Origin of the sequence: Clostridium sp. ZBS2 (assembly GCF_023845855.1) — a bacterium.
Classification (GTDB): Bacteria; Bacillota; Clostridia; order Clostridiales; family Clostridiaceae; genus Clostridium; species Clostridium aquiflavi.
The window spans coordinates 26,349-46,267 of sequence record NZ_JAMQIF010000002.1; the positions used below are offsets into that span (position 1 = coordinate 26,349).

The 19,919-nt window shown below is 26.0% G+C and carries 16 protein-coding genes; 14 read left to right on the forward strand and 2 right to left on the reverse strand.

All coding sequences use genetic code 11. The features are described from left to right. Nucleotides 1-159: 159 nt before the first annotated feature. Nucleotides 160-1,011, reverse strand: a complete 852-nt coding sequence (locus NG918_RS00340) for an aldo/keto reductase (protein ID WP_252215564.1) — start codon at nt 1,009-1,011, stop codon at nt 160-162. A 487-nt stretch (nt 1,012-1,498) separates the two neighbouring features. On the opposite strand from NG918_RS00340, the gene NG918_RS00345 reads away from it, so the two are divergent. From NG918_RS00345 to NG918_RS00400, 12 genes are all read left to right on the forward strand, one after another. Continuing rightward, a complete protein-coding gene (locus tag NG918_RS00345) occupies nt 1,499-2,638 on the forward strand; it encodes an AlbA family DNA-binding domain-containing protein (protein WP_252223897.1) in 1,140 nt (379 codons plus the stop codon). Between the two features lie 184 nt (nt 2,639-2,822). After that, entirely contained in the window at nt 2,823-3,884 is a 1,062-nt protein-coding gene (locus NG918_RS00350) for a hypothetical protein (protein ID WP_252223899.1), read from the forward strand. A gap of 138 nt (nt 3,885-4,022) precedes the next feature. Continuing rightward, on the forward strand, nt 4,023-4,346 hold the full coding sequence (locus tag NG918_RS00355) for a nucleoside triphosphate pyrophosphohydrolase (protein ID WP_252223901.1): 324 nt from the start codon (nt 4,023-4,025) through the stop codon (nt 4,344-4,346). Nucleotides 4,347-4,604: 258 nt separating this feature from the next. Further along, nucleotides 4,605-5,771, forward strand: a complete 1,167-nt coding sequence (locus NG918_RS00360; protein ID WP_252223903.1) for an HNH endonuclease domain-containing protein — start codon at nt 4,605-4,607, stop codon at nt 5,769-5,771. Between the two features lie 390 nt (nt 5,772-6,161). Then, the gene (locus NG918_RS00365) at nt 6,162-7,373 is read left to right on the forward strand and encodes a DNA sulfur modification protein DndB (protein ID WP_252223905.1); all 1,212 of its coding nucleotides are present in this window, start codon (nt 6,162-6,164) and stop codon (nt 7,371-7,373) included. A gap of 372 nt (nt 7,374-7,745) precedes the next feature. Next, entirely contained in the window at nt 7,746-9,083 is a 1,338-nt protein-coding gene (locus tag NG918_RS00370; RefSeq protein WP_252223907.1) for an SIR2 family NAD-dependent protein deacylase, read from the forward strand. Next, a complete protein-coding gene (locus tag NG918_RS00375; protein ID WP_252223909.1) occupies nt 9,073-9,540 on the forward strand; it encodes a hypothetical protein in 468 nt (155 codons plus the stop codon). Before NG918_RS00370 ends, NG918_RS00375 begins: the two co-directional genes overlap by 11 nt. Beyond that, complete coding sequence (locus NG918_RS00380; protein WP_252223911.1) at nt 9,530-11,431, forward strand: coiled-coil domain-containing protein; 1,902 nt, start codon at nt 9,530-9,532, stop codon at nt 11,429-11,431. Before NG918_RS00375 ends, NG918_RS00380 begins: the two co-directional genes overlap by 11 nt. 760 nt (nt 11,432-12,191) lie before the next feature. Further along, a complete protein-coding gene (locus NG918_RS00385; protein ID WP_252223913.1) occupies nt 12,192-14,630 on the forward strand; it encodes a S24 family peptidase in 2,439 nt (812 codons plus the stop codon). A 238-nt stretch (nt 14,631-14,868) separates the two neighbouring features. Further along, the gene (locus NG918_RS00390; RefSeq protein ID WP_061313560.1) at nt 14,869-15,066 is read left to right on the forward strand and encodes a hypothetical protein; all 198 of its coding nucleotides are present in this window, start codon (nt 14,869-14,871) and stop codon (nt 15,064-15,066) included. Next, nucleotides 15,042-15,500 (forward strand): hypothetical protein, encoded by a 459-nt coding sequence (locus tag NG918_RS00395; RefSeq protein ID WP_252223916.1) that lies wholly within the window; start codon nt 15,042-15,044, stop codon nt 15,498-15,500. Before NG918_RS00390 ends, NG918_RS00395 begins: the two co-directional genes overlap by 25 nt. Nucleotides 15,501-15,763: 263 nt before the next feature. Further along, entirely contained in the window at nt 15,764-17,329 is a 1,566-nt protein-coding gene (locus tag NG918_RS00400) for a restriction endonuclease (protein ID WP_252223918.1), read from the forward strand. A gap of 226 nt (nt 17,330-17,555) precedes the next feature. Here the strand turns inward: NG918_RS00400 and NG918_RS00405 are convergent, their stop codons facing one another. Beyond that, complete coding sequence (locus NG918_RS00405; protein ID WP_252223920.1) at nt 17,556-18,170, reverse strand: RNA-dependent RNA polymerase; 615 nt, start codon at nt 18,168-18,170, stop codon at nt 17,556-17,558. 206 nt (nt 18,171-18,376) lie between these two features. On the opposite strand from NG918_RS00405, the gene NG918_RS00410 reads away from it, so the two are divergent. Next, nucleotides 18,377-18,883: a hypothetical protein gene (locus tag NG918_RS00410; RefSeq protein WP_252223922.1), complete on the forward strand. Its 507-nt coding sequence runs from the start codon at nt 18,377-18,379 to the stop codon at nt 18,881-18,883. Then, nucleotides 18,876-19,601 (forward strand): hypothetical protein, encoded by a 726-nt coding sequence (locus tag NG918_RS00415; RefSeq protein WP_252215616.1) that lies wholly within the window; start codon nt 18,876-18,878, stop codon nt 19,599-19,601. The genes NG918_RS00410 and NG918_RS00415 overlap by 8 nt, the downstream gene beginning before the upstream one ends. Nucleotides 19,602-19,919 lie beyond the last annotated feature (318 nt).

Below are 19,919 nucleotides of genomic sequence, written 5' to 3' on the forward strand. Positions count from 1 at the left end.
GTCAGTATTACTCTTATCGTTCTTGTTCTTGTTGTATTGAGAATTACCCATTAACATCACCACCTTACTTTATTTTTTATTATTCACGGAAGAAGTTTACGTTATTCATCTTTATAAATAAATTTTAAAAAGTAGATACACTCTTTTTAGATAAGCAAGTTAGACGTCATATTTAACTTCACTAAACAATTTCACCATTTTCGGATCACTATGAGAGAAAAAACAACTTTCTTTTGTATCCAGCATTGCAATTTTCTCCATATCATTGCTGCTTAATTCAAAATCGAAGATATTGAAATTCTCAATAATTCGTTCTTTATGAACAGATTTAGGAATAGCAACTACACCACGTTGTATTAGCCAACGAAGAACAATTTGCGCTACTGATTTGTTGTATTTTTCAGCAAGTGTTACTAGAACATCATTCTTAAATATATTGTTGTGTCCTTCTGCAAATGGAGCCCAAGATTCGATTTGCACTCCGTTTTCTTTCATTAGCATGGCACTTTCAACCTGCTGACAGAAGGGGTTTGTTTCCACTTGATTAACAGCTGGAATAATCCTATTATGAATAATTAAATCGACCAAACGATCTGGCTGAAAGTTACTTACACCGATGGCACGAATCTTACCTTCTTGATATAGTTCTTCCATAGCACGCCATGAACCATATATATCTCCAAATGGCTGATGTATAAGATATAAATCAATATAGTCTAGCTGCAGGCGTTTTAGGGATTGTGAAAATGCTTTTTTTGTATTATTATAACCGGCATCTTGAATCCAGAGTTTCGTAGTGATAAAAAGTTCTTTACGAGGGATGTGACTACGCTTGATGGCGCGACCTACAGCTTTCTCATTCATATAAACTGATGCAGTATCAATGGAACGATAGCCAGTCATAAGTGCATCATAGACAGCTTGCTCACATTGAGCAGTATCTTCAATTTGATAAACACCAAATCCCAGGATAGGCATTTCAACGCCGTTATTCAAAGTTACGTTTTGCATGGTAAAGCCTCCTTATTTAATCTATCACTATATATGTATATTAGAATAAGTTTAAGTCATTCAGCTAATTTTTTGTATACTGTGGTGTGTAAATATTGAATTAACATTAAATAATATGTACAATTAAATATAAGATAACCTATCATGTAAGGAGATATGTAATGAGTGGAATACTAAATAAGTATGGAGAATCAATTAACTTAACATATAATTATGTTTATGCTATAGAAAAGTTACTGTTAAATATATCTAGTGAAGAATATAGATGATATTATTGGAATTTATTCTTCAGACATTTTGTTTAGTGATTCTTTGAATTTAGAAGTAAAAGAACAAATTGATAAGTATGGTATAGAAATATATAGTAGATAAAAATATAATTATAATGTAGTTGGAATTTTATGGACCCCAGGGGTGTAAAATATTAAAGACCTTAAAAAAAATATATTTTATTAATGGGGATTTTAATATTTAGGTGGAGGGGTTTATGGATAAAAGAAAATTCATGTCATTGTTAAAGAGAGAAGAAGGAATAAAATTAGATTATAAATTGAAACTTGATCTTGTGAGCGATAGTGGAAAGAAGGAAATGTCAAAAGATATATGTGCAATTGCCAATACTGGATATGGACGTGGATATATCATAGTTGGAATACAGGATAAAACAAAGAAGATAATGGGCGTTGGAAAAGAAGATTTGTTCACAGAAGAACAGATTCAGCAGATTATAACTTCAAGGTGTGAGCCTCCTATACCTTTGAAAGTTGATTTCATTTATATAGACAATAAAAAAATTGGAATAATAACAATTTATGATGGTGGACAAAAGCCTTATCAGATTAGAGAAAATGGAGCTTTTTATATAAGAAGAGGTTCAACAACTGATGTTATGAGGAAGCAGGAAATTATAACGCTTTTAGAGCAAAACTTGAGTTTGACAATTGAAACATGTCCTCTTATTAATAGCAAAATAGATATGCTTAATATGGAGCTTGTAAAAAAATATTTTAGGCATAAAGGAATTGAAATGAATGATGAAAACAAAGCGTTTTTGCTTCTTTCATCTGGGATAGCGGCACAAGAAAGGGATGGAAGTGAGCTTATATGCACATATGGAGGACTTCTTGTTTTTTCAGATGATAATTATCTTTGTATTCCTAATAATATGATAAAAATTGTGGACAACTTAAACAATGATTATGGTGATGTTTATATTATTCAAGGGAATCTTTTGACTATGATAGATAAGGCAGAAAAGAAACTATCAGAAATAATTAAATGTGATTATCCATGTTCAGCTATAACAGAAGCAATAAAAAATGCTGTCCTTTACAGAGAATATTTTGATTTAAATAGAATCATTGAAGTTACCATAGAAAAGAATAATGTTATTGTTTCAAGCCCTGGAGAACTTATAGATGAAAATAGTAAAAGTGAAAGAATACATTATAATAAAAGAAATATATGGCTTTATGAAAAACTCACAACTTTAGATGACGAAAAGAGATTTTTAAATAATGGGCAAGGGTTTAAACGAATAACAAATGCCTTTAAAAATAGAGGGAAAGTTAAGTTTGTAAATTCAAGAATTGAGCATAGTTTTAAAGTAATTCTTCCTGGATGTTAACATTATCTAAAATTGGATAGAATTACAGGGTTATAATGAGTAAATATGAAAGAGTCTATGTAATATGGGCTCTTATTTTTTTAAAGTTAAGCATAATCTATATTTTCAAGTCTTAAATAATAAGTATTACATAGAATATGGTAAAATAGATATGTTAATTATAAAGATAGGTGGGGGAATAGGAATGTATGAATGTCCTATATGTGGAAGAGAAAAATATGTTCAAGGTGTATGTCTAGATTGTCAGTCAAAATTGGAAAGAGAAGCTTATGAATCATTATCAAATGAAGAAATTAATATTCAAATTAAAGAAATAATTAATAGTATTAAAGATGATGAGTATATTGATAAAGCTAAAAATATAATTAGCTATACAAATGCAGATACCTCTGAAATTGCAGAGGCTGCTTGTAATAATGAAGTATATTATCCAAAGGAACTGTATAAGGATGCATCAGAAAAAGTTAGAGGCAAGCTTATTGAAAGATTAAAGAATACGGAACAGTCATTAACTGCTAATAAATTATTAGAATGCCTTGCGATAATATGTGATGATGTTGTTTTAAATGCTTTCTATGAATTTGAAAATAATCCTCCAAAGTGGAGAGAAAAATTATATGTTAATCCATCTGTATATGCAGAATGTGGAGGATGGACATTTGATGAAAACAAGAAAAAAATAAACTTAGCTTATGATGATTGTTATGTTATGTTTGAAGATGAAGAAATTAGTGATGAAGCTGTTATTGTAGGAATGATAAGTGATGAAAGATGTTCTGAATGCAATTCAAGGCTTGTAGATATTTTCTCTATTGATGGAAATGATGAAAGGTTAAAATTTATTAATTTAAAAGGAAAGATAAATATAAAGGTATGTTTAAACTGTCTTCCATATGAAGATGAATTCTGTAAATTTGATTTGGATGGTGGAAGTGAACTTATGCCATTTGAAGGCTATGAATGTGATGACGATGATGAAATAGAAGAAGTGAGTTCAAAGCATTTTACTTTATCAAAAGAGAAAGTAAGTAAATATTATGGTTCTTTTAGTGAAGATTTAATTACAATAGGTGGAAGAGGAAATTTTGTTAATGACTGTATTCATTTAGAATGCCCATGCTGCAAGAAGAAAATGAAATATTTAGCTCAGATTCAGAGCGATTCAATTAATTTTTATGATGGAACAATGTATTTCTACATATGTGAAGATTGTAAGGTGGTTGGAATTAATTATCAACAAACATAATTAATTATAAAATTGCACATAACTTTTATTATTTATGAAAAGGAGTCTATGTAATGTAGGCTCTTATTTTTTGTAATTAAATGTGATATTTATGGTAAAATATTCATAAAAGTACATTTGGAGAGGAAAGTTTTATATATGGGGAAAAATTATAAAGAATATAATAAACTTGTAAGAGATAGAATACCTGAAATTATAGAAAGAGATAATAAAAAATGCAAAATAGAAATTGCATCTAAAGAAGAAAAATATAAACTTTTAGAAATGAAGCTTCAAGAAGAAGTTAATGAATTTATTGAAGATAAAAATTTAGAGGAATTAGCAGATGTAATAGAAGTAATATTCGGACTTGCTAATTCTTTAGGATATAGTGAAGAAGATCTTTTAAAGGCTAGACATAAAAAGAAAGTTGAACGTGGAGGCTTTGAAAAAGGAATTTTACTAAAAGGTGTTAGTAAATAAAAAGGTATGTAATTAAAGTTTGAATTGGAATATTGAATAGCGTTTTTAGTGTGATTAAGAGAAAAATATGACAATGGCGAAATTAAGAGTGAAGAAGATTTTAAGGAGGTATTAAAATATGTGAATTAGGAACAAACTGTTAGCTTATTAAGAATATGAAAGAGCTTGATTAATTTCAGGCTCTTATTTTTTTATAATTAAATTTGATATTTATGGTAAAATATTCATGAAAGTAAAATGTACATAGGGAGAATTTTAATGAATAAGATTTACATAGAAAAAGAAGGCATAATATTACCTAAAGAAATAAGCTTTATACCTTATAGTAATGAAGTTGATTATAGAATGTTTTCAGCAGTGTTAGATGATAATAAAATGTCTGCTACATATAAAATGTATTGGCTTTTAGCTTTATTAGAAGAAATACAACTTGATAATTTTGATATAGATTTTAAAAAACTTATAAGTAGAATGGTAACTTTGGCTTGGTATCCAATATTTAAGTACAAGCTTAGTTTTGGTTTGTGTGACAATTTAGTTAAAGTAGTTAATTATATTGAGGATACATATAATTTAGGAAGTAATTATGATGAAAAGAAATTATTAGATTTTATATATAATTGTGAAGATAAGATATTAAATAAGATGCTTAAGGATTTAACTTATAATGTGCCATATAGATTTTTATCACCATTTTTTAGAGAACATACCCGTGGAGAAAGATCAAAGGTTGAAAAGATAATTGAAGAACTTTCAAGAAAAGATGAAAAGTGTGTTTATGAAATTTATATAGATGAAAATAAGAGAAAACGAATCAAAATCAGAGAAAATTGGTGTAATTATTTAAAGAATAATTATAGAATTCTTCAAGGATGGGCATATTATAAGCTTGTAATTTTCCTTCAAAAAAGAAATCTTAATGTACCAGGAATAGCAATGAAACTAGAAGCTCCAAAGAAAAGAAATCTTACAGCTCAAACAAAGATTTGGAAAGAGATAATAGAAACTAATCATATTAATGATATTTATACAGGACTAGAATTTACAAAAGAAAATTATAATGAGTATGGTGTTTTAAGCATGGATCATTTTATACCTTGGAGTTTTGTACTTCATGATCAAATATGGAACTTAGTACCTACATTTAAGAATATAAATAGTAAGAAAAATGATAACTTATTAAATTATGATAAATATATAGACAAGTTCTGTGATTTACAATATAAGGCCTTTTCATTTGTAGTAGATAAAAAAAGAAATAACCAAATTGAAGAGTATAGAGAATTATTAAGAATAGAAGATGCTAAGAAATTTAAAGAAGAAAAGACTATTGAAGAATTCTATAAGATGATAAAGAAAGAAGTCATGCCAGTTTATAATATTGCTGTGAATCAGGGGTTTGGGGTTATGGAAGGGTTAGTTTAAATTAGTAATTTTAAGATATTAAAGAATGATTTTATAAAATAATATAGTGTGGCCGCCTCGCCTCTACCATACATAAACTATAATATTGATACAATAGAAAGTCATTGATGAAAGGGCTTTTCGTGTTTTTTCAGATAAAATGAATTGCTTGAAAAACAAGTTTTGAAGATAAAATTTGGAAATGTAATTAAAAAAATGCACACACCTTATGTATTTTAGTAAGGTGTGTGCATTTTTTAGGTTGGGGTGTGCACAATTTAGCGGAACTATATGCGCTTAAATAAATATGAAGTAAATACGTTTGTATTAATAAAAATACGTTTGTATATTGACGTAGAAAATATGCTGTGTTATTCTTATAAGGAATTTTACTAGTATGGGAGAAATAATATGACAAAAGATGAAATTAAAATTCATGTAGTTGAGAGAAAACAAGTAGGATTTGCTACACCATCAATAACTGTACCTGCAATTGCTTATTATAGTGGGGGACGAGTATGGTATGCAATAACTATACCTTTTGGAGCCTTAAAAAGTGGTATTGTAAAAACAGCATCAGTTAAGAAAAAAGGGCAAGAGATTATAAAATCTGAAATCAAAAATAGATTTTTAGATAAGGCTCATAAAGATGATATTAAAAAGTATATGAAGGTTGAAAAAAAGTATACTATACCACCAGTAACTCTTGTTTCGTTAGATTTATTGCCATTTGAGCCAATTATTTTAGGAGGAGTTTCTGAGGATATTAAAACAAGAGAAGCTTTATATACCGTATTGGAAAGGGTTGGATCTTTAGGTGGTCTAATTCAATTACCTTTGGATTATCAATTTGAATGTTTAGATGGGAATCATCGTACTGTTGCTATAAAAGAATTAGCAGAAGAATTACCAGAAATTACACAAGGAAGCAATTTGCTTTTGAACATCGTTTGTGAAAGCGATATATTAAAAATTCGTCAAGACTTTGTTGATGTTAACAAGAATGCAAAACAAACAACACCATCAATAAATACATTATTTAATACAAGAGATCCAATTCCTAATTTAGTATCTAAAGCATTAAATAAGGTTGAATATTTAGAAAATATTACAGATCTTATAGGCACTAGTATTTCTAAAAATAGTATTGATGTTTATACATTAAATAATATTAAGAATGTTGTAATAGAATTATCAGGTATTGATTCTCAAGGTGGTAAAGCAGTTGAAACAAAAGCTAATGAATTGTTGAAAGATAATAATCTTAAAGAACATGTAGAAAAAAAGATAGAGATATTTTTCAAAGCTATAAGAGATAATTACTATATAGATGATTGTATTAAAAATAGAACAAAGACTCCGGAAATTAGAGCAAAATCTATTTTAACAACGGGTATAGGATTATTGATAGCCGCATACATAGCGAACCATATATTGGAAAATTACAATAGAAATGAATATAGAAGAGAATTACAGAGATTAATTGAATACGATTGGAGTAGAAATAATCATATTTTTAAAGAGTCAGGAATAGTTACTGCAGATGGTAATATTGTGAATAGTAGAGCAACAATAAATAAAACTAAGGAATATATACTAATTAATCTAGGATATGAAAAATAGATGTATGTAAATATTTAAAGTGGTATTAGCACATAATGGTAAGTTATTATATTCAAGTGGTGGGTGGAAACCGTTTGAACTTAAGGTTATAATAACACCTAATAAAATTATATAGATGTTCAATACTATAATTTTATCAGGTGTTATACATTTTATGGTATAAATACTATGGTAATAAGGGTGTAAAGGTAAGAGCTGGTATTTAATATGGTGTGAGGGGATATATTAAGTATATTAAAAAATTATATTCTTGAGTAAAAAAGCTGTGAATTAAGTATTCATAGCTTTTTTCGATGTGTATATATAAATTGATGAAAATTTATATAAATGCTATAATTTTCTTATATTATATTTATTTGGGGATGGGATAGAATGAGTAACGATAATTTTATAAGACAATTACAAAAAATATATAATGAAGGAAACATAGTACCATTTATGGGAGCTGGATTATCAATCCCTTTTAATATACCAGACTGGGGTAAGTTAATACGAGACTGTGCAATACATATGGGTATTGAAAATATAGAGGGTACTTCATTTATTCATATGTTAGATTTTAGTTTAAAACAATATGATTATTGGGAAGCTGTAAGAATAATTAAAAAATATTTAAATCGTACAGAAGAAGATATTCAAGAATATATTGTAAATACAATAAACTCAAATATCTTAAAAGATGTGAAGGATGAGAATAACAATTATTCAGATATATCTAAATATGGATTTGATATTTTTTTGACAACTAACTATGATCATATTTTACAGAAATATTTAGACACTAATTATATGCCCATAAACTTAAAAGATGTTAATTCTAATATGCAAAGTTTAATAACACAAAAAGGGAATAAAAGAATTTTTCATTTACATGGCCATATAAGTGACAGTAGCAGTATAGTTATTAGTGAAGAAAAATATATGGAATTATATAGTAATGATAAGTATAAAACACTCTTTTCATTATTTACAGGAGTTAAGACATTTTTATTCCTTGGTTTTTCGTTTAACGATATTTTTATTCAAAGAATAATTAAGGATAACAATGATTTTTTTAAGTCTAAGCATTATATTATTTTACCTAATCCTTCTAAAGAGAATATTATATGGCTTAAACAAAATTACAATATTGAAACAATAACATACGATCCAGGTAATTCTTCTCATCATGAAGAAATAAGAAAAATATTAAGTTATATATGTTTAAAGAATGAGGACAGTAGTGGAATGATATCAATGTTACAAACAAATGAATTTGATGAAGAGTTACTTGATATACTACCAAATAATGAGAAGAAAAAGGAATTAGAGAAAAATTTATTTTGTAAAAAGCTAAGAGTTGAGGAAATAGGAGAACTTAAAGTTGATTATAGTAAAGAATGTTTCTTTACGGCAGAACAGTATTTTAGATGGTTAAAGAAATCAGGTATAAAAAACAATGATAAAATTGCAAATCATCTATTGGATTTGTCTTACATGAAATATAAGGAACTTCTCATAAATGAATTTGGTGAAAATAAAGACAGTGATACTTTTTTAAAATCTGTACATGCCTCATTAAGTAGGCTCGAGTATTCTAAACTTAAAAACAAAATAAATGATGAGAATATGCCTAATGATATAAACAAACAAGGATTTATACATGTTCTGGCAGATAATTCTGATACAGAAAAAGAAGTATGGTGGGGGGAGAAGAGACTTGAGGAATAGTAAATTACCAATGGATTTAAAATTTTTATTTGAAAATAAGTATATAGAGTGTATGCAGGTACTAATAATTTTATTTTTAAATAGTAAAAGGCGAAAAGGTGTTGTATTTGAAGAAGTCCTTTATTATTTTACATTAATTTCATCAATTACTGTAGATAATTATGATAACTATTATATTGATGAAAAGTACATTCAAAATAATTATTTATCTTCTGAAGGAAAGATTAGGGATAATTTAATAATTTTATCTAATCAAATGCTAATAGATATTAATGTAGAGAAACTAAATAAAAAGAATGAAATGTACATTAAATTAAGTGAAGCTGGAAAGAAGACTGTTGAAACACTTGAAAATAGATATTATGCACAAGAATTAAAAAAATGCGAATATCTAATTCAATTTAGAAAATTTAGTGCTAAAAATCAAAAAGGGGTTTTGAGTGGAAATGAAAACTAAATTAAGGTTAAAGAAATTAATTATTAGTGGGGAAACATATAAAAGAACTTTAAATATCGACGAATCACTTATAATAATTAGAGGAGATGGATTTTCAGGAAAATCATTAGTATTAAATTTAATAGCTTATTGTTTAGGCAGCAAATCATTAGTAATAGACTTATCGGTACAAAAAGAATTATCCAGTTATTGTGATGAAGTATTTTTAGAGATAAAAGCAGGGGAGAAAAGTTATACAATAAATAGGCATTTAAAGATAGATAGAAATATTATTAATATTTATTTGTGTAGATACGACGAATATAAAGAGTATTCACCTTGGAGAAAAAAAGTGGATGATGCAAATGATTTTTTTGCTGAAGAATTTCAAATCCCTTTACATTTTATTTTACGTAAAAAATCTGGCAGTAAAGATTTAAATCAAGAAAAATTATCTTTTAGAGATTTTATGCGATTTGTATTTGTACATCAAGGGGAACTTGGTACTAATCAATTTTTGCAGCATAATAATACATTTGTATCAGGGAAAAATAAGGAGATATTTAAGATAATAAATGATTTAGTTATTCCAGATTTAGAGGAGATAAACAAATCAATACAAATAAACCAAAATGAATACAATAAGCTTGGAAAAATTAATGATGGCTTAGAAGAATACTTAGATAAAAGAGAAGCATTGGTCTTAGAAGAATTAATAGCTATTAAGGATACAATTCAGAATAAAATCAATATTCTAAATGATGAAAAAAAGGGAGTGATAAGAAAAAACAAGAATAGTAAATCGGAAGTATATTCTGATTTGAAAAAGGATATTAAAGAAATAGATGAGTTTATTTTTGAAAAGAATAATAATCTAAATACTATCAAACTATCAATAAAAAATAAAGAAATACTATTATTGGATTACTATGATGAACAATCAAAATTAATGGCAACATTAGAAGCTATGAAAAAGATTAAAATAATTGATCATAGTGAGAGATGCCCTCTTTGTCACACTGTGGTATCAGTAAAAAATGAGATAGAGGATAATAATGAAGATATTGAAAAAGCACTTAATCAAATTCGAGATAAAATTGAGACTTTAAAAAATTTAATTTCTGTTGATAGTGATAAAATATTAAGAGATTCAAGTGAATTAGAAAAACTTCATCGAAAGAGACAAATATATATTAATGCTTTAAATGAATATCAAGACAACTTAGATACACCATATTTGGCAGAAATTGAAGCTATGAATTCAATGATTAAAGATTATATTTTAGAAAAAAACAAGATTAATTCTTTAATTGATATTCATAACGAAGTTAAAGAAAATTTAAGTGGTTTAGATAGATTGTCTAAAGAAATTAATAATTTCAATAAGAAAAAGAATGAATTATTAAAATTGGCAAAAAGAGAAGATTTGGTACTTGAGAGATTAAATACAAAGTACAGAAATTCAATGGAGAGATTTAACTTTACAGATATTCAAGAGGATAAATGTTATATTAGTAAGGATACTTATTTACCTTATTATAATGGTATTAGTGTATTAAGACATACGAGTGGATGTTTATTATTATGTATGCAGGTAGCATATTTAGGAGCTATTTTAGAGTTGAATATTGAAGAAGATAATAATTGTCATCCAGGGATATTGTTTTTGGATACTGTAAGCAATAATATAGGAACAAATAGTGATTCAAAAGATAGCATCGACCCTGAAACTTATAATGAATTATATAAATATTTAGTTGAACTTTCTGATAATAATCAAATATTTATTATAGATAATACGCCTCCTAAAATAAATAAACCATGCAAAGAATTTGTTTTTAGAAGGGTAAATCCAGGAGAAGGCTTAAAAGGATTAATTGATTTATCAAAGAATGAGTTTAAATCTGAATAATAATTTAGTATAAGTAATATAAAACTATGAGTTTTTAAATTTAAATAAACTCATAGTTTTTTTATCCTAGATTTTATCCCCATCCTCAAAAACAAAAAATCCTTTAAATTTATATACAAGAGCTTCAGCAATTTGTTGTAGCTCTTGTATGTAAAATTATCACGAGTAAGTTTTGATTAGTAGTTCCAATTAAATCTGCAAGCTCAGATATAGTAATTTTTTTGTGTTTTATTAAAATGAGAAATTCTTCGACCATTAGCAAGTAAGTCCAGCAAAGCATGTCCTCACAAAGAGGTTGAGTACTTGTGAAGAAATGCAAAAACATCTGACAATCTAGTTGATAAGTTATTTGATTGGGGAATTATTAAAGCAGGAGATATTGTTGTAATTAAGAATGCAGATAACTCAGAAGCTACAGTTATTGATGCTAAATATGTTGATTTCAATGGTGAAAAACTTACATTTAATAAATGGGTACAAAACGTTACTGGATGGTCTAGTATTAGAATTTATTGCTGGGCTATGATTAAAGGTAGCGATAAAACTTTGCATGAAATGAGACAAGAAAAAATACTATCTCTTGAAAATGAGTTAGAGTAAATTAAACAAGGATACTATGTATGAAATTACGCAGGTATCCTTGTTTTTTATTTAAATTAATTTCTATTCATAATACTCCAAAACTTTACATATAATTACATAATATAGTACAATTATTATAAAAGCATAAAATATGATAAATTATGTAATGGAGGGTGAAATGCAACTTAATGTAGAGCAGAAAAGAATAATTCAGAGTAAACCTAATGGACATTCTTTAATAAAAGGTGTAGCAGGTTCAGGTAAAACTACTGTTGCTGTAAATAAAATGCCATTGCTATTAAGGCACTATTGTCCTTCTGAAGATGATAGAGTTCTTATGGCAACTTATAATAAATCACTTCAAAAATATGTCTCATTTATATATGATAACGTTAAAGACGATATTAATGATCAGATTAATATATTTGATGAAGATAATAGTAATAAGTTATATATTAAAACAATAGATTCAATAATGTTTAAGTATTTTAATCAATATAAAAAACATAATAATGTTAGTTTAGAACTTGCATTTCAAAAAGAATGTCAAGATCAATTAATTGATGCAATAAACTTTGTTAGCAAGAGTTTTCAGGACATTAAAATTATTAATCAGAAGTATTTTCAATTTATAAAAGAAGAAATTATGTGGATAAAATCTTGCAATTATATGGAGCTTGAAGAATATCAATCTGTTGATAGAATAGGTAGAGTTAGAAAAATTAATAATGAAGGGCCACAAAAACTTAGAAAAAATTCTAAGCAACGAAATACCATATTTGAAGTCTTATTAAGATATGATAAAAATTTAAAGAAGATAAATAAAGTAGATTTTCAAGATATGGCTTTGATTGCATTAGCTCAAGCTAAGAAATATCCTATTGAAAAATATACCCATATATTAATAGATGAAAGTCAAGATTTAACAAGAGTTCAATTACAATTCTTAAAAGCATTATATAATGAAAAAGAATATTCAAGTATAACATTTATTTCAGATGTAGCTCAAAGCATATATCCTCAAGCTTGGCTTGTTAAAAATCGTTCATTTACAAGTTTGGGATATGATATGAAAGGAAAGTCTAATTCTTTAAGTAAAAATTATAGGACAACTACACAGATAGCACAAGCTGCCTTTAGTTTGATTAATAGTGATGAAGATTTGATTCAAGATGATAATTTTGTTAAACCGAATTTAATAGACAAGCAGGGAGAATATCCAGTATACAGAAACTTTAAAAATTCAAATGAAGAAGTAACATATATATCTAATTTAATAACTAGAACTTTAATGAAAAGGTATAACCTTAAAGACATTGTTATAATTTCAAGAGTAAAAAACCAATTAAAGGTAATTAAAGAAAATTTAGAAAAGCACAATATTCCATGTTCTATATTTGATAAAAACAATGAATTTGATTTTTCAAATGAAAGTGTAAAGCTTGTAACTATGCATTCTATTAAAGGTCTTGAATTTAAAGTTGTTATAATTGCTGGTTTAAACTCTAAAGTAATGCCTTTATGTCCAGTTAAGAATGAAGAAGAGGATATGGACATGTTAGAGTCTAGAGAAAGAAAGTTACTTTATGTTGGCATGACAAGAGCTACAGAAAAATTATTTATAACATCAGATGGTACGCCGTCTAAATTTATTAAAGATATAGATTATAAATATTTAAGAATAAAAAGCAACTGTTATATGAAAAGAATTTCTTCAATAAGTTTAGAAGACTATTTGTTTAAAGAAGAAATTTCAGATATATATTCTAGAGAAGAAAAAATAAGACAATGGGTACTTAGAGAATTGAGAGATACTTATGGGTATCCTACAAACTTATTTGCTATAGAGCAAAAAGTAAATATAGGATCTCAAATTAAATTTGCAGACATTGCAGTTGATGTTTATAGGAATAACATTAAAGGTCCATATATATTGATAGAAGTAAAAAGCTGGGGAAGTGGTATAAAAGATGCATTATCACAACTAAAGAGTTATATGGCGAATACTCCAAGTACTAAATATGGAATAGCAACTGATGGAAATGAGATAGTTATAATAAATAAGGAGTTAGAAGAAGTTGATGACATACCTAAGTTTGATTCTTCAATGCTTCCATTAGAATTAGAAACTATTGAATATATAGATTTTAAAAGAGATACAAGTCATAAATTTATAAAAGATTCTTCAGCAATAGGTGAATTATATATAGAGGAAAACGGATGTGAAATAAAGGTAGATAATGTACGAGCTATTCCAATATTTAATGAGATAGCAGCTGGAGTGCCTATATTAATTAATGATAGTATACAAGGAAAATATTATTTACCAACAGAATGGCTTGGTAATTTTAAAGATGTATATATTCTTAAGATTAAAGGTGATTCAATGATAAATAAGAATATAAATGATGGAGATTATGTTGTTATAAATAAACAAAATTCAGCTGATATTGGAGAGATAGTTGCAGTTGATATTGAGGGTAATTGTACATTAAAAACTTATAAAACAATTGGAGGAAAAATCCTCTTAATGCCTGAAAATGATTATTATGAACCAATTATGCTTGAAGAAGATCAATGTAGTATTCTTGGAGTAGCTATTGGGTTAATTAAATAAAGATTAAATTTTCATATAAATTAAGAAAAATGTTAATAGAGCTTAATCAATTTTAAGTTTTATTAGCATTTTTAGTGCAGTTTTAAAGAGGAGATATTTAAGGTGTTTGATTTTTTAATATTGTGACATAGCACATTCTATGGTTTTAGGTTTAATAATAAGAAGCTTTTGGATATAATAGAGGTAATATAATTGATTATTGTAAGGTTGATCAAATAAAAATTTAAGGAGTTACGATATGGAAGAGAGCAATATAAGAAATTTTATAAATAGTTCTTCTCTTGGGGTATATACAAAATATATAAAGATTGTAGATGGGCAGAAATATTTAGTTAAGTCAGGTAGAGGTGATGGAAAAAGCAAATCTTCTATATTAGAACTACTTAAACATAGAATTGAGGAGGCGAAGAGATGCTTATTCCAAAATCAAAATTAGAGACTGTAGAATTAATGAATGAAGAACATTATTTAGGAGACCTATCTTATGATTTAGTATGTGATGAATATAGTTTTAAGAAAAATGAAGAGATTGAGGATCTTAGCTTGTATCCTGCTGAATTTTATGGACTATTTACTAGAAAAATTAGAAAAGTTCCAAGTGAAGTAATACGAGAATTTATAGTTGATAGAATAATACCATACAATAGAATGAATTTAGATTGCTATTTAGAATACTATAATTTAGAATATTGGGATGAATGGGAAATATTTTTAGCAGCAAAGGGAATGTGTTTTTTAGATATATTTTGGATAAGAAAAGACAAAAGTGAAAGTTATAAAAATCATATTAGATTTACTAATTCTGTTAGAGATGATTTACTTACAGAAGAGTACTTTATTAATAAGAAATTTGCAAATATAAAATTTTGAGATATATGAAGTTTGTTAAACATCAGTATCATAAATTAATTAAGTATAAAAGATGATTTTATAAGATTGATTCATATAATAAATGTTCCGAATAGTTTAAAGGTGATAGCGTCAAAATAGATTTGGTGTTATCACTGTTTTTTTATAATACATTTATTATTTATAATAGATTTTAATATAAATGGAATTGTTTTATAAGATTTGGAAATAATTTAAGTGTAAAAGTATTTTTCTCTACTTATCTGAGAGTAAAGGAGGTATTTATGGCAAGTAAATATACGTATTCAGAAATTATATATAATAAGAAATTAGGATTAAGCAAGAAAATATTAGCACAATCGTATATGGAATTAAATTTAAAAATTACTGAACAAAAAAATAAGTGGATTGACCAAGAAAAAATGGAAAAACTAAGAATAGATGCAGAGATGCGAACCCAAAAAGCTATTTTAGAGATAAATAAATATAAAAATATTTTAATTGAATCATTAAATATAAGTCATGTTATTGATATTGATTCATTAAAAAAGAAAAATATATTTTATGAATTTGCATTTAATAAAGAAGTACCTAATATAGAAGATATACGATTAGAAATAGGGGTACCAAATAAAGATTTGTTTTGGGAATTAATTTTTAATTCTAGGAAGAATAAAAGAATTGAATTAGAGAATAAAGCATTAGAGATATATAATAAAAAATTAGAAGAATATAATAGACAATTAGAGGAAGCCAAAGAAGTATATAACGAATCTAAATCGAACCATGAGATTAAACTTAAACAATTTAATGAGAGTATAGATAAATTTAAAGAAAATTTATTTAATAGGGAAGAGTATGCAATAGAAAAATACTTAAAGTTGGTTTTAAAAAAATCTAAATATTCAGCAAATATAAAAAGAGAATATGAAATTCAATATGATTCATTTAATAAAGTAATAATTATTTCTTATGAACTGCCACAAAGAAAACAAATTCCTAGTATATTAGAACATAAATTTATTAAAACCAAAAAGTGCATTAGTATAGTTAATATAAAAGAAAAAGAATTCAATCAATATTATGAAGATATTTTATATAAAATTTGTTTACGAAATATATATGAGGTTTTTGAATCTTTAAAAATTAAAGAAATAAATACAGTAGTTTTTAATGGATGGATAAAAGGTATAGATATAAAAACTGGTAATGATTACCATGCATGTATAATGTCTTTACAAGCGAATAGAGAAGAATTTTCAAAGTTGAAGTTGGAGAGAGTAATTCCAAAGGAATGCTTTAAAAATCTTAAAGGTATAAGTGCAGGACCTTTAAGTGAATTAGCTCCAATAAGACCAATATTGGACTTAAATCGTAATGATAGTAGATTTGTAACATCGATAGAAGTTTTAAATAATTTAGAAGAGGGGACAAATTTAGCAGAAATGGATTGGGAGGATTTTGAACATTTGGTGAGAGAATTATTTGAAAAAATCTTCTCAGGTGAAAATTGTGAAGTAAAGGTAACTCAAGCAAGTAGGGACTGTGGAGTGGATGCAATAGCTTTTGATCCAGATGTCATAAGAGGAGGAAGATTTGTTATTCAAGCAAAAAGATATAACAATGTAGTTCCTACATCAGCCGTTAGAGATTTATATGGAACTATGATGGCAGAAGGTGCAAATAAAGGTATATTAGTAACTACAAGTTATTTTGGAAAAGATTCAATAGAATTTGCAAAAGAGAAGCCAATTACATTAATAGATGGAGCAAGACTATTACATATGTTTAAAGATCATGGATATAATCTAAAGATTAAACTAAAAAGTAAAAGAAAAAAGATAAATTAGATATTATAAACTTATTTTTTGTATTATATATGAAGATAAAGTATATGAACCACAATCTTATTGTTCAAAATGTAAGCGTATTTTAAATAAAGTAAGAGTAATAATTGAAAAAGATAATTTAAGAATTTAATGAAATATCTAATAAATTAAGAAAAATGCTAATAGAGCTTAATTAAGTTTAAGTTTTATTAACATCTTTAATATACTATTATGTAAAGACAGGTACTTAGCTAGGTAATTGATAATGTATTTGGTTATTTTCATCAATAGTATAAATGATGTTATTTTCATCAAAAAATTTAGTTAATAGTTCTCTATTTAAATTTATATTATTTCTTATAGAGCTTAACTTTGAGTTTATAGAATTAGAAGTGTAAGTATCTGCACAATTTGAGTTCAAGATTAAATGTATACAGTCTTTAGTTTCATTTGAAATATTAGATATGTTTGATTTTAGTAAATTAAACTTAGAATCAGAGTAAGTACCTATATTAAGCTTGTCTAAATCAGATAGATAATTATTTAATTCTTGTTTATATGAAGTTGAAAAATTATTATTATTATATTCATTTACTATTTTATTAAGAATAGTATTTGAAGTAGATATTAGATTTGAAGTATCATTAATAAAATCTTTTGTTACATTAATAGGAGTATGTTTATTTTTATAAGCAAAAATATTATATACAACAAATATCATACATAAAATAGCAACAATTCTTTTAAGTAAATCTCCAACAGTAAATGATGAATGCTTTTTAGGATTAAACTTTATAGATTTATCATTAGGATCAATCATTTTATTTTCAATATAGCTATAAATTTTTTCATTATTATTCATATTACTAATACCCCCTTATGGTATAATATATTACATATTATACCATAATTAGCTTTTTGTATAATGATTTTAAGTCTGATTTATGCATAGCATATAATACTAATCTTCATATTTATTATTTAATATTAATAAGTTAAAAGAAAAATGATTATAGAATAATATAAATATTAGTATATATAAATGAAATAATATTTAGGAGATTAGTTATGGAATGGTTAAACTGTGAAACAAAAGAGAAAATATTAAAAGAAAAGTATGGATCATTAGATAAATTAAGAAAGGCAATAAAAAAGGATTGTAGACAGTTGCTTTTACAATATAATTCTAGTGATAAAAACGTAATAGAAATGTTTAGAATAACAAGTGGAAGTTGGAAAGGAATTATAGATAAGATTAGTATATTTAAAGAGATCATTAAAAAGTTAAATATGGATGTGAATAAAGTAGAAAAAGATGAAAGGGAAGAAAGCAGCGAAACTTTTTTTAAATCAGAGCAAGCGAGATTAATATTTTACCTTTTAGAAATAGATGGAGTAAAAAGAGCAAAAGCATTAAATATAACGAAAACACAATATAGTAATAAAAAATTAGCAAAAAAATGGAGAGATAATATTGCAAAGAAGATACATCCTGATATATGTAATGTAAAAGGAGCTAATAAAGCAATAAGCAAGTTGAATCAATTATATGAAGAGATGACAGCCTATGAATAATGAAAATGCATTAGTGCCTTTTGAAAAATCTTTAAAGGATATTATTTTTAAAAGACCAGATCCATTATCTAATACTAATAAAACGCATGTAACTAGAATTCTAAATGCCTATAATCAAACAACATATTTTGATAGTCATGGAGTAATTTGGATAGAGTCTACTAGACTTGCTGATATATTAAGAACTAATAAGGCTAATGCTAAATATATTATATCTAATGAAATAGAAGATAAATCAAAGCAAAATATAGGTGGAAAGATTTATGTTGTTGGTTATGAAATAAAAAAAATAATAGACAAGTTTATACAAGAAACAGGAGTAGGGACTAAAAAACAGTATCTTAAATATTCAGAAATGATATTTAATGCTATAAGGGATTGTGATACTGCTCAAAATATGAGAGCTGTATATCAAAATCAATTACAAGGTGATGTAAAAAAATTAAAAAAGAAAAGAATTAGAAAATATAGAATAAAAAATGATGAATTAACAGGTGAAGAATTAATTGAAAAGACATCAGAGTTTTCTCATATTAGAAGTTATGCTCTTTTCAAAGATATATCGGACAAAATAGATAATGGGTTAATAGTGAATAAAGAAATTCATAATATAATATCCCAAAAAGGAATTAATGATGAGGAAGAATTATTAATTTTGTGCAAGGAAAGAAATTGGAATATAAGTTGGTATAATAAGTATAAATTAACATTTATGTAATTAAAAGATATAGAAATAGTTTTAGACTAAAAGTTTTAATTTGCAAGGTGTAATTTACTAGATGAAAATAATATTTGGTGGGATAAATCAGAAGAAACAATAATAAGGTTTGAATTTACTTATAGATTAAGAAAAATGCTAATAGAGCTTAATTAAGTTTAAGTTTTATTAGCATTTTTAGTGCAGTTTTAAAGAGGAGATATTTAAGGTGTTTGATTTTTTAATATTGTGACATAACACATTCTATGGTTTTAGGTTTAATAATAAGAAGCTTTTGGATATAATAGAGATAATACAATTGATTACTATAATGTATAA